Origin of the sequence: Gilliamella sp. B2887 (assembly GCF_026537015.1) — a bacterium.
Lineage (GTDB): Bacteria > Pseudomonadota > Gammaproteobacteria > Enterobacterales > Orbaceae > Gilliamella.
The window spans coordinates 1-12525 of record NZ_JAFNMX010000011.1 but is presented as its reverse complement, the minus strand read 5'-3'; the positions used below and the strand labels follow the sequence as shown (position 1 = coordinate 12525).

Genomic DNA, 12525 nt, shown 5'->3' with positions numbered 1-12525 from the left:
CTGTTTAAGTAAAATAAATTATTTATTAAAATTTTACAAAAAAAAAGCTTCAGTAAAACTGAAGCTTTTTTAAGAAAATAGTTAATACGTTATTTTAAATAGTGTTGTTCATATACTTTTGCTTTTTTATCATCAAAAGCATGTTCCCAACGAGCAATAACAATCGCTGCTAATGCATTACCTACAACGTTAACAACAGTTCTACCCATATCTAAAATACGCTCTACCCCCATAATATAACCAATACCCTCAAGTGGAATACCTACACTACCAAGGGTTGCAGATAAAACAAGAATTGAAGCACCTGGTACACCTGCTATGCCTTTAGAAGCAATCATCAATGTTATAACAATAATAATTTGATCTAGAATAGTTAAATCAATATGAAATAACTGAGCCAAAAAGATGACCGTAATACTTTGATAAAGCGTTGAACCATCGAGATTGAAGGAATAACCAGTTGGAATAACAAAACTTGTGATCGATTTTGGAGCACCATATGCTTCCATCTTTTCAATAATTTTGGGTAATGCCGTTTCAGAACTGGCTGTTGAAAATGCTATGACTAACTCTTCTTTTAATATTTTTAAAAGGGTAAAAATATTAAATCTACAAAGTTTACATACAAGTCCTAATACTACTAATGTGAAAATAATCATTGCTGAATAAACAGTTAAAATTAATTTAAACAACGGTAGAAGAGATTCAAATCCATATTTAGCAACTGTTACTGTGATGAGCGCAAAAACACCAATTGGCGCATAACGCATAATCATATTGGTTACTTTAAACATGGTGTCAGATACCACTTTTAAGAAGAAAACAAATGGTTCACGTTGTTTATCTGGTAACGACATTAAACCTAAACCGAAAAAGACACAGAAAAAGATAACTGGCAAAACAGCGCCATCAGTCATAGCTTTGAAGATATTAGCTGGGATCATATCTAGTATCATCACAATCAAACCATGAGGTTTTCCGCTTAATTCTTCTGCGGCTTTAGTATATTTAGTGATATCTGTCGTTGCTAAGGTTGTTGAATCAATTCCCGCACCAGGTGCAAAAATATTTCCCCACAAAAGCCCTAATAAGATGGCAATCGTGGTGATAATTTCAAAATAGAGAATTGTTTTGAAACCCAATGTTCCTAATCTTTTTGAACCACCAATACCTGCAATGCCTAAAGTTAGAGTACTGAGTATAATAGGTAATACAATCATTTTAATTAAACGAATAAAGATATCACCTGCTGGTTGAAAAATGTTAACTATCGAAAATTGATAGTATGAATGTAAAGGATGGCTTGGGACAGAAAGTTCAAATAAATAAGCGCCCATCGCTACGCCTAGTATCAAAGCAATTAAAATTTGCCATGCAAGATTCGTTAAGATTTTCTTTAAAAAAAATGACATTTAATACTATTCCTTTTCTGGATTTTATAAATAAAAAAGGATTAGTTATAACTAATCCTTTTTGATAATTAAAAATTATTCTTCGGACTCCAGAGCTGAATTCTGCCGTTCCTCATCTTGAGAAAAATCAGATTCACTTTCCTCATCCTCAGTTTCAGCTATTCTCTGTAATCCAACCACTTTCTCGTTATCTGCTGTACGAATAAGCATAACACCTTGTGTATTTCGGCCAACGATACTTACTTCTGATACACGGGTACGTACAAGCGTTCCAGCATCAGTGATTAACATAATTTGATCCGTTTCATCAACTTGAACGGCACCAACGACTTCACCATTTCTTTCACTAACTTTGATAGAAATCACTCCTTTGGTTGCTCGTGATTTAGTTGGATATAATTCTTGTTGTGTACGTTTACCGTAACCGTTCTGTGTTGCGGTTAAGATCGCGCCATCACCACGAGGAACAATAAGTGAAACAACTTTATCATTACTATCAAGTTTGATACCTCTAACCCCTGCTGCTGTTCGTCCCATGCAGCGGACTTTATTAGCTGGGAAACGAACAACTTTGCCATTAGCAGAAAATAACATAATGTCTTCAGTAGTTGAAAGCAGAGTAACCTCTTCATCCTCACTTTCAATATCCTCAACAACATTATCATCATTAAGTTCTTCATCATCGCAAACAGCAGAAGGATCATTACTTGTTAGATCAATACCAATTAATTCATCATCATCACGTAAATTAATTGCGATAATACCACCACTTCTAGGACGGCTAAATTCAATTAATGAAGTTTTCTTAACTGTACCTTGTGCAGTTGCCATAAATACACAATGTTCATCATCAAATTCTCGGACTGGTAGAATTGCAGTAATTCGTTCACCTGCTTCAAGTGGTAATAAATTGATAATTGGACGTCCACGTGAACCTCTACTTGCTTCAGGTAATTGATAGACTTTCATCCAATATAACCGTCCACGGCTTGAGAAACAAAGAATAGTATCATGTGTATTTGCTACTAGTAATTTTTCAACAAAATCTTCTTCTTTGATTTTGGTTGCAGATTTACCTTTACCACCTCGACGTTGCGCTTCATAATCAGATAAAGGTTGGTATTTTACATAGCCTTGGTGTGAAAGAGTTACAACAACATCCTCTTGAGCAATAAGATCCTCAATATTAATATCAGCACTGCTTGCTGTGATCTCAGTTTTTCTTGCATCTTGAAATTGATCACGAACCGCTTCAAGCTCTTCACGAATCACTTCCATTAAACGTTCTGGACTAGCTAAAATATGTAATAACTCACTAATTTGAATAAGTAATTGTTTATACTCATCCAAAATCTTTTCATGTTCTAGACCCGTTAAACGATGTAGACGAAGATCTAAAATAGCCTGTGCTTGTGCTTCTGATAGGTAATAATAACCATCACGAATACCAAATTCTAGTGCTAAATCTTCTGGTCGGGCAGCATCATTACCCGCTTTTTCGAGCATTGCTGCTACATGACCAAGCTGCCAAGCTTGAGATAATAATTTACTTTTAGCTTCAACTGGTGTTGATGCAGCGCGAATTAATTCGATAATGGGATCAATGTTAGCTAGCGCAATAGCTAATCCTTCTAAAACATGAGCTCTTTCACGAGCTTTACGTAATTCATAGATAGTTCTACGAGTGACTACTTCACGTCGATGAAGCACAAAGGCTTCAATCATATCACGTAAATTTAAAAGTTTAGGTTGCCCATTATGTAAAGCTACCATATTGATACCAAAGGAGACTTGCAATTGAGTCAATGAGAATAAGTTATTTAATACAACCTCAGCGACAGCATCTCGTTTAATTTCAATAACAATTCGCATCCCATCTTTATCAGATTCATCACGCAGTGCTGAGATACCTTCAACTTTTTTGTCTTTGACTAATTCTGCTATTTTTTCGATCAGTTTTTTCTTATTAACTTGATATGGAATCTCATTAACAATGATTGTTTCACGTCCAGTATGATCATCAACTTCGATAGTTGCTTTAGAACGAATATAGATAATACCACGTCCGGTTCGGTAAGCATTTTCAATACCCTTTCGGCCATTAATTAAAGCGGCAGTAGGGAAGTCAGGCCCATGAATATGTTCCATTAATCCATCGACTGAAATATTTTCATCTTCAATAAAAGCAAGGCAACCATTAATGACTTCAGATAAATTATGAGGAGGGATATTAGTTGCCATACCCACTGCGATACCTGAAGAACCATTGATTAGTAGATTAGGAATACGCGTTGGCAATACATCAGGGATCATTTCTGAGCCGTCATAGTTTGGAGAGAAATCAACAGTTTCTTTATCAAGATCAGTCAATAACGCGCCTGCAAACTTTTGCATACGTATTTCAGTGTAACGCATTGCTGCAGCCGAATCACCATCAACAGAACCAAAATTGCCTTGACCATCAACTAACATATAACGTAATGAAAATGGCTGTGCCATACGTACGATTGTGTCATATACAGCAGAGTCACCATGCGGATGGTATTTACCAATGACATCCCCAACGACACGAGCAGATTTTCGATAAGGTTTATTCCAATCGTATCCGGCTTCATGCATGGCAAAAAGGACCCTTCTATGGACCGGTTTTAAGCCATCGCGTACATCAGGTAAAGCACGCCCAACAATGACAGACATTGCATAGTCAAGATAAGAGGATTTTAGCTCATCTTCAATATTAACGGGGGTTATTTCTTTGGCTAGTTCGGTCATAACACCATATTCTCTTATTAAATTAGGTCATCAAAATAGCTTGTAATTATAGCATAAAATTCGTTATTAATGCAGGACTATACTGTTTTTATTTCAACTTATTCATGTTGAATAAACAAAGTATTTTCAATTAATTGGCATAAACAATTTAAAATCATGGCATGCATTTCATATGCCATTACTTTTTTGTAAGATGGAACTCTTATTTCAATATCATTTTGACCTAGTAAGCCAATAACTTCACCACCATCAAAGGCAGTTAAAGCTACAATTTTCATATCTTTAATCACTGCTTCTTGAACAGCACGAATAATTGAACGGCTGTTACCTTGGCAAGTCAATACGATCAAAATATCACCGCGATGACCCAAAGCTTGTATTTGGCGAGCATATACTTCTTCATGATTAGCAATTGCACTCAATAATACATTATCCGATACCAAAGCTATAGCGGGTATGCTGGGCCTTTCTATATTAATACTGGTAATTAATCGAGAAGTAAAACTTTGTACATTTGCAGCTGATGAACCATTGCCACAACTCATAATTTTATTACCATTAAGTAAACCTTGAACAATAATGCTTGCCGCTTTTTCAATTGATGTACCTAAAGACTCAGCCATTACAATTTGAGTTTGAATACTCTCAGTAAAATAATTTTTAATTAAATCTTGCACGTTTTTCACCTAAAAATTAAAACGCATTAATAATCCATTTTTGGTTTTTGCCCGTAATGGCAAAAATATCAAATCTAAATTCTGTATCATCAATATTCATATTTTCTGACAACATCCAGAGTTGTGCCGCTTGCTTAATTTTATTTTGTTTACTAGATGTTACTGTCATTTCAGCATTACCAAAATTAGCATTTTTTCGATAACGGACTTCAACAAAGACAAGACATTGTTTATCACGCATAATCAAATCAATTTCGCCTAAACGATACTGGCTATTTTGAGCAATAAACAAAAGTCCCTGTTTTAGTAAATATTGACAAGCAATGTCTTCATAATACTTGCCAATTTTTTTGTTATTCTTGTGAATTTGATTTAGATGACACATGGGTATATTGTTGCCAAGATAAAGCACGAGTGACTTCACATTGATCCTTCGTCGATAATTCTCCTGTCATACCATTTAAAAAGTCAGTTTGATAGGAATTGATTTGATTAAAGCGATTTGCAAGTCTCCATGCATCTATCCCCATTGCATATAAACGCATTAATGAATAATTTTTCTTGATATTATGAGGGATCATTTCTGACACATTATCAGAATAATTAACGATCATTGGGATTTCAGCATACTCTGTATGATTCATATCATAATTAAAATCCTCTGAAGCATTCGCCACATGACTTTTAGAGCTTGTGTAGATCATAAGTGATGATGAATTACCAACTGTTCTTCCTGCTGCCATATCAATCATTGGTTTTATAAGAGTTAGTTCATCGTATGAGGCATAAATATAGACAGCGTCAAAATTATCGGATTGATCTTCTGTATTATTTGTTAAAATCGGCGTTCCAGTAAGTGTTATCCCAACATCACGATTCATACCAGAACTTAATGTACTTTTATTACCAAAATATTGGACATAAGCTTGTGAGCTATCAGATGATAATTCAGACCATTTTTTGGCAAAACTTTGAGCCACACGTTGACCGAGATCATTTTGAGGAACAAGCAATAACGGCTTTAATTTGTTTTGCGCATAAATATGATCTGCTGCATCTTGTGCTTCATCTTCTGGTGATAATGCGAAATAACACATTTTACTCGCTGTGGTGGAACTATTATCCACTTTATTTAATGCTAAAACAGGTAAAGAAGGAGATAATTGTTTAATCTTAATCACTTCATCTTTCAATAAGGGGCCAACTATCAATTCTACATTTTGTTCCTTAGCTTGTCTTAGAAGTACATCTATTTCGGTACTTGTTGTATCAAGTAAAACTATACTTTGTTGTGGCTCTTGTGGAAAAAATTTAATAGCATCAAAATAACCTTGTCGAATAGTATCACCAAAAATACGTGATGAACCTGTTAATGGTAATAATAATGCTACTTTTTTAGCATTAGCATCATCAACATTTAATACTGGTTCTCCAGTTAATACAGAAATAATATTTTTAGCAGGATGATCTGGATATTGTATTAACCAATCATTTACAGCCTGTTTTAATAATTGGCTCTGTTTTTGTACTTTTTCTGCAATAATTTCGGGTGTATCATCTTCTTGTGTTTTTAGTTCTATACTATTACGCTTATAAGCATCAGTTAGATTAATCCAACCTTGTAAGGTTATTTCATCTTCATAAACTAAAATGGCATTAATATCTTTAGAACTTAATTTACTAAAAAATTTCCATGTATCATTTAATAATTGTTTTTTCTGGTTTGCTGGGATATATTTTTCTAATTCAATATAATCATGGGCTTGTCCATTAACATCTCTATTTTTTTCATCCAAACTTAATTTAATAAAGTAGTAACGGTATAATTGTGAATTAGTTAATTCATCAGAATTTAACTTTTTGATATTAAATGATTTGCCTGATTTTACGGCAATTTCACCTTGCAATAATAATTTTTCTTTTTGTTGTTTATCATTGAGATCAGAAGATAGTTGAGATAATAAATCCTTTGCTTGAGAAACTTTATTTTCTTTAATTAATGCCTGAATAGCTAATAAATGCCAATTGGTTTTAACATTTCCAGAACTTTGATCCGCGAGAGATAGATAATAACTAGAACTTTTATTTCCATCATAATCATTAAGTTGAGCTTGATTACTTGGGCATCCAGTTAAAAATGTCAATAATGTAGATATTAATATTGTATAAAAGAAATTTTTTAAATTCATACACCTACTCTCTTGTAATTTGCTATCCCCAAATTCGTTGCACATGAACAGTAATTTCTTCGCGATCATGATAAAGCTGTTTAGCCTGAATTTGAACATTGATTTGATTATTATTTAATTCATCGTTGAGTAACTTTATATTTTGTTTTACTTCTTCATACCTTTTTTTCATTGGTAATTTAAGATTAAAAATAGTTTCTCGACACCAACCGTTAATAAGCCATTTGGCTATTAATTGCGTTACTTTAGTCGGCTTTTCAACCATATCACAAACTAACCAATAAATATTATGCTTTTTAGGTATAAATTTAAAGCCATCTTCACGATAATGTTTAACTTGCCCAGTTTCCATTAACTTATCATTCATTGGACCATTATCAATAGCATAAACCATCATACTTCTTTTGACTAATTGATAAGTCCAACCGCCTGGGCAAGCACCTAAATCAACCGCGTTTAAACCACCTTTTAAGCGTTCATCCCATTCCTCATAAGGAATAAAAATATGGAAAGCCTCTTCTAATTTTAATGTAGAACGACTTGGTGCATCAGCAGGAAATTTTAGTCTTGGTATTCCCATATAAAATGGTGAATTATTCTGGCTTAAAGAATAACCAACATAACAACTATTGCTATTAGTAAAAAATAGATGAATAACAGGTTTTGTTGGATTTTCAACTTTTAACAAAATACGTTTACTTCGCAATGCTTGACGAAGTGGTACAGTAAATTTGCGACAAAATCCAGCTAATTCTTTACCTTCATTCGTATCAGGAACTTCTACACGCACATCACCTGCATTATTTATTAGACCAGATAACGCATTAATTATTGAAGTGATCCGATCGTTAGCTGGCAAATTAGTCAATAAATCACCGGATACAAACATTTGTCTAGCAAAAATCAGGGTACGAAAAGAGAGTTTTTTTATCAGTATTGTAGCTTGATCATCTTGATAACATTCAAAAGTGACATACCCACTGTTTTCTATCACTTTGGCAAAACCAAATATTTCTAGTTGTGCAGCTCTATCTGTGATTTCTGCAGCACATTCTTTTTCAAAACCACAACGACAGTATAGAATAATTTTATTTAGTTTTTGCATTTCGTATTTTTACTCATCAAACAGACACTATAAAAAATAATTGGATTAATCAGATTGAACATCATCAGTATACAAAGGTGCTTCCCCCTTTGGACGAGTTTTAAATCGTCGGTGTAACCACATATATTGTTCTGGAGCTTTTAAAATTTCCTTTTCAATAGCTTTATTCATAAAAGTTGCTGCTCGTACATCATCTTCAATAGGATAGCCTTCAAGCGCTGGTGTTACATATACTGTATAGCGACCATTTTTCTCACGCTTAGGTGTAAATGGAATAATGGCGGGTTGTCCTAATTTAACCAATATGCGTGTACCTATCGTAGTTGCTGCTTTTTCTACTGAAAATAATGGAGCAAATACACTATTTTTAGGTCCATAATCATGATCTGGGGCATACCAAAGTAACTCTCCATTTTTTAATGCACGGATCATACCCTTGGTATTATAGCGATCTAACATGTATTTATTAGATTTGAGTCTACCTTTAAGCTGAATATAATCCATTACCAGATTATCATTTGGTCGATAAACCCCTACGCCAGGATGACTCATTCCCAAAATACGCGCTCCCAATTCTAATGTTAAAAAATGGATTCCAATAAGTAAAACACCTTGACCGGATTGCTGTACATTTTTGATATATGGATCACCAACAATAGAAGAATGTTTAGCTAATCTTTTATCAGACCAGAACCATGCCATTCCTGTTTCAAAAATAGCTAATCCTGTGGAAATAAAATTTCTTCGTAATATTTGATCACGTTCAAGCTGTGATTTTTCAGGAAAACAAAGTTTAAGATTTTGTCTTGCTGTTTCTTTACGCTTACCAATTAATTTCATTGAAAGCAATCCTAAACCTTTTCCTAATTGATAAATTACTGGGTAAGGAAATAAAACAATTAAATATAAAATGCCAATACCAAACCACGTTAACCAGTAACGAGGGTGAAGTAGGCGTTTAGTAAAGATAGGATGGATTTCCTGATTTTGACTCATATTAAGATTAAGTTATTGTTAATAACAAAGTTGATTATTATATACTATATCTTGATTTAAAGGGCAAAAAATAGAAAGATCTTCGAAACAATAATTTATTGAATAAAGTATAGTTAATACAGATCACAACAATATATAATTATTTGCTGTGATCTTCGTTCTTTAAATTTTATATGCTAACGTAATATTTTTCTGAAACTTTTTTATAAGAATCTAAACCGCAACAGGTGCTTTGATCGCAGGGTAAGGATCATAGTCAATAATTTCAAAGTCCTCAAACTCATAGTCAAAAATTGTTGGTGGTTTACGTCTAATAACAAGTTTTGGCAGTGCCCTAGGAGTTCGACTCAATTGTAAATGAGTTTGCTCCAGATGGTTTGAATATAGGTGCGTATCACCACCAGTCCAAACAAAATCGCCCACATCCAAATTACACTGCTGAGCAATCATATGAATCAACAGTGAATAGCTAGCGATATTAAATGGTAATCCTAAAAACACATCGCAAGAACGTTGATAAAGCTGACAAGAAAGTTTACCATCAACGACATAAAATTGAAAAAATGCATGACATGGAGCTAAAGCCATTTGATCCAATTCCCCAACATTCCAGGCAGAAATGATTAGACGCCTTGAATCAGGATCATTTTTGATTTGATCTATCAGTTGTGATACTTGATCGATGTGCTGACCGTTAGGCGAAGTCCATGCTCGCCACTGTTTTCCATAAACAGGACCTAAATTACCATTCTCATCTGCCCATTCATCCCAAATAGTTACTTTATTATCTTTTAGATAGTTAATATTTGTGTCGCCTTTTAAAAACCATAGTAATTCATGAATGATAGAACGTAAATGGCATTTTTTTGTAGTGACTAATGGAAATCCATCTTGTAAATTAAACCGCATTTGATGACCAAAAATGGATAATGTTCCAGTTCCTGTTCGGTCTGACTTAGGCGCACCTTCAGCTAAAATCTTTTGCATAAGTGCTAAATACTGTTTCATTGTGTTGTCGCCTTTTTGTTAACTCTATATGTATATAAAAGAAATAAAATACCAGCAAAAATCATTGGTAGGCATAAAATTTGTCCCATACTAATGATATTAAAAAATAGTCCCAATTGCTCATCAGGTTGTCTAAAGAATTCGATTATAAATCGAAATAAACCATAACAAAGCAAAAACAATCCAGAAACAGCACCAGTTGGTCTATTTTTACGAATGAACAAATTTAGAATGATAAATAAAACAATCCCTTCAAACATCATTTCATAAAGCTGAGAAGGATGTCTTGGTAAAATACCATTAAGAGTAGTATAAAGCGATAACCACTCTGGATGTGCTTGTACAAACATAAAATCAGCATGAGAGGAAGTTGGGAATAACATGCCAATGTGTGATTGAGTCACACGCCCCCAAAGTTCGCCATTAATGAAATTACCAAATCGTCCAAACATTAATCCAATAGGTACTAATGGAGCAACAAAGTCAGCTACTTGCATAAAGGTTTTATGATTCTTTTTTGCGAAAATTGCAATAACGCAAATTGCGCCTATTAAACCACCATGGAAAGACATACCGCCTTCCCAGACTTTAAACAATATAATTGGATTTTCGATAAAAACTCTAAAATTATAAAAAAAGATATAACCTAATCGTCCGCCTATAAAAAGCCCTAAAAAACCCCAGAATAGCAAATTTTCAACTTGTTGTATTGTCCATTGGCTATTAGGTTTATTTGCCCTTCGTTTAGCTAAATAAAGTGCGCCAAGTACCCCAAATAAGTACATTGCACCATACCAATGGAGCGATATGGGACCTAGTGAAAAAGCAATTGGATTGAAATTAGGAAATTGTAAGTATTGATTCATTTTTTAACACACTGTTTATTTTTTCGTTTATGAGCGAAGAAATTAAATCGTTTCTTCTTAGAAACATTTGCTATTGGCGCTTCCACCTCAGATTGGATGCTAAATACTAACAATGAAAATTCTTTCATTGCTTTTCGATAAACTTCACGTTTAAAAGCAATAACCTGACGAATAGGATACCAATAACTAACCCACTTCCAATCATCAAATTCAGGAGTAGAAGACATATTAAGATTAATTACCGATGTATCAGAGATTAATTCTAATAAAAACCATTTCTGTTTTTGACCAATACAAACAGGTTGATTTTCCCAACGTATCATTCGTTTAGGTAATTTATAGCGTAACCAACCGTTTGTAACGGATAGAATTTTTACATCTTGAGGTAATAATCCTACTTCTTCGTTTAATTCACGAAACATTGCCTGCTCAGGCGTTTCGTTTAGTTTTATTCCGCCCTGAGGAAACTGCCAAGAATTTTGTCCATAACGACGAGCCCAAAGTACTTGACCATACCTGTTACAAATAACTATTCCTACATTTGGACGGTAGCCATCATTATCAATCACTGACTACCTCAAAAAATTTATTCTTATATAGCTAAATTGTTTCATACATACAGCAAGAAATAAATAGGAAAATGAATTAATCGAGTAAATATACCTTTATATAGTTTGTTTTTTAGATAATTTGATAATCGTTATAATATTAATTATGGCAAAAGTTACTTCAATTGCCAGACTACCTAAAGATCCTATCCATAAACTATAAATAATCCATAGAACACTGCTCATTAGTATAAGTAGCCGCATTTTCTGCTGTTGTAAACGAAATAATGCAATAGTAACTAATGTAGTACCGATAACAGATAAATAATGTATAAATTCAGTCGTATCGGGAGTAGTAAGAAAATAAAATATCCACATTAAAGCAATAAAAAATAACATTGCTAACATATTTTTAGTGTAATTCGAAGTAATATTTCTAAATATATTGACTATATTAAGAATTGCCGCAGGATAAGACTCTGGACCCAATAAGTAAAAGTGTACAGTCATAATGATATTAACAATTGTTAACTGCCAACGAAAAGCATTATCACTACGTTGTAAGAATGCACTAATACCTACAAGATAACCTAAAATACCAATTAATTGAGGTAAAGTAGTATATCTATCAATAAAATCTGGGCCCATGAATTGATACAAAAAGTTTAGATTATCCATTGTTCACTCCATAGATAAATGGATCTAATAATTAGTTAGTAACTTACATATGAATAAACAATAAAAAAAATAGTTTATTAAAAGTGATTAATAAAATAATCATCTAATCACATACTCAAACATACAAACTTCTAAAGAAGTTTGTAATTTCTGTATGCAAAAAAGCCCAGCATTCCTGCTGGGCTCTCAATATATTTAAAAGTCTGGCGGCTCCCTACTCTCACATGGGTAATACCCACACTACCATCGGCACTTCGGCGTTTCACTTCTGAGT

General features: G+C 33.5%; 11 protein-coding genes. All 11 read right to left on the bottom strand.

Annotation, left to right across the window (positions count from 1 at the left end):
- Nucleotides 1-89 precede the first annotated feature (89 nt).
- The gene (gene gltP, locus J3U13_RS08930) at nt 90-1412 is read right to left on the bottom strand and encodes a glutamate/aspartate:proton symporter GltP (protein ID WP_267341570.1); all 1323 of its coding nucleotides are present in this window, start codon (nt 1410-1412) and stop codon (nt 90-92) included.
- A gap of 75 nt (nt 1413-1487) precedes the next feature.
- Nucleotides 1488-4184 (bottom strand): DNA topoisomerase (ATP-hydrolyzing) subunit A, encoded by a 2697-nt coding sequence (gene gyrA / locus J3U13_RS08925; protein WP_267341568.1) that lies wholly within the window; start codon nt 4182-4184, stop codon nt 1488-1490.
- A 98-nt stretch (nt 4185-4282) separates the two neighbouring features.
- Complete coding sequence (locus J3U13_RS08920) at nt 4283-4861, bottom strand: SIS domain-containing protein (protein WP_267341567.1); 579 nt, start codon at nt 4859-4861, stop codon at nt 4283-4285.
- A gap of 16 nt (nt 4862-4877) precedes the next feature.
- Nucleotides 4878-5246 (bottom strand): YraN family protein, encoded by a 369-nt coding sequence (locus J3U13_RS08915; RefSeq protein ID WP_267341566.1) that lies wholly within the window; start codon nt 5244-5246, stop codon nt 4878-4880.
- Nucleotides 5215-7050, bottom strand: coding sequence for a penicillin-binding protein activator (locus J3U13_RS08910; protein WP_267341565.1), 1836 nt, complete (start codon nt 7048-7050; stop codon nt 5215-5217). Before J3U13_RS08910 ends, J3U13_RS08915 begins: the two co-directional genes overlap by 32 nt.
- A gap of 22 nt (nt 7051-7072) precedes the next feature.
- The gene (gene rlmM, locus J3U13_RS08905; RefSeq protein WP_267341564.1) at nt 7073-8155 is read right to left on the bottom strand and encodes a 23S rRNA (cytidine(2498)-2'-O)-methyltransferase RlmM; all 1083 of its coding nucleotides are present in this window, start codon (nt 8153-8155) and stop codon (nt 7073-7075) included.
- Between the two features lie 45 nt (nt 8156-8200).
- On the bottom strand, nt 8201-9151 hold the full coding sequence (gene lpxL / locus J3U13_RS08900; RefSeq protein ID WP_267341563.1) for an LpxL/LpxP family Kdo(2)-lipid IV(A) lauroyl/palmitoleoyl acyltransferase: 951 nt from the start codon (nt 9149-9151) through the stop codon (nt 8201-8203).
- Nucleotides 9152-9364: 213 nt separating this feature from the next.
- Nucleotides 9365-10159: a thymidylate synthase gene (thyA, locus tag J3U13_RS08895; protein ID WP_267341561.1), complete on the bottom strand. Its 795-nt coding sequence runs from the start codon at nt 10157-10159 to the stop codon at nt 9365-9367.
- A complete protein-coding gene (gene lgt, locus J3U13_RS08890; RefSeq protein ID WP_267341560.1) occupies nt 10156-11025 on the bottom strand; it encodes a prolipoprotein diacylglyceryl transferase in 870 nt (289 codons plus the stop codon). The genes thyA and lgt overlap by 4 nt, the downstream gene beginning before the upstream one ends.
- Nucleotides 11022-11594 carry an RNA pyrophosphohydrolase gene (rppH, locus tag J3U13_RS08885; RefSeq protein ID WP_267341559.1) on the bottom strand — a complete coding sequence of 191 codons (573 nt, stop codon included), beginning with the start codon at nt 11592-11594 and terminating at the stop codon, nt 11022-11024. The genes lgt and rppH overlap by 4 nt, the downstream gene beginning before the upstream one ends.
- A gap of 96 nt (nt 11595-11690) precedes the next feature.
- Nucleotides 11691-12251, bottom strand: a complete 561-nt coding sequence (locus J3U13_RS08880; protein WP_267341557.1) for a YgjV family protein — start codon at nt 12249-12251, stop codon at nt 11691-11693.
- Nucleotides 12252-12525: the final 274 nt, after the last annotated feature.

Coding starts and splice junctions, on each gene's coding strand:
- gltP (WP_267341570.1), bottom strand. CDS start 1,412: ATGTCATTTTTTTTAAAGAAAATCTTAACGAATCTTGCATGGCAAATT.
- gyrA (WP_267341568.1), bottom strand. CDS start 4,184: ATGACCGAACTAGCCAAAGAAATAACCCCCGTTAATATTGAAGATGAG.
- J3U13_RS08915 (WP_267341566.1), bottom strand. CDS start 5,246: ATGTGTCATCTAAATCAAATTCACAAGAATAACAAAAAAATTGGCAAG.
- J3U13_RS08910 (WP_267341565.1), bottom strand. CDS start 7,050: ATGAATTTAAAAAATTTCTTTTATACAATATTAATATCTACATTATTG.
- rlmM (WP_267341564.1), bottom strand. CDS start 8,155: ATGCAAAAACTAAATAAAATTATTCTATACTGTCGTTGTGGTTTTGAA.
- lpxL (WP_267341563.1), bottom strand. CDS start 9,151: ATGAGTCAAAATCAGGAAATCCATCCTATCTTTACTAAACGCCTACTT.
- thyA (WP_267341561.1), bottom strand. CDS start 10,159: ATGAAACAGTATTTAGCACTTATGCAAAAGATTTTAGCTGAAGGTGCG.
- lgt (WP_267341560.1), bottom strand. CDS start 11,025: ATGAATCAATACTTACAATTTCCTAATTTCAATCCAATTGCTTTTTCA.
- J3U13_RS08880 (WP_267341557.1), bottom strand. CDS start 12,251: ATGGATAATCTAAACTTTTTGTATCAATTCATGGGCCCAGATTTTATT.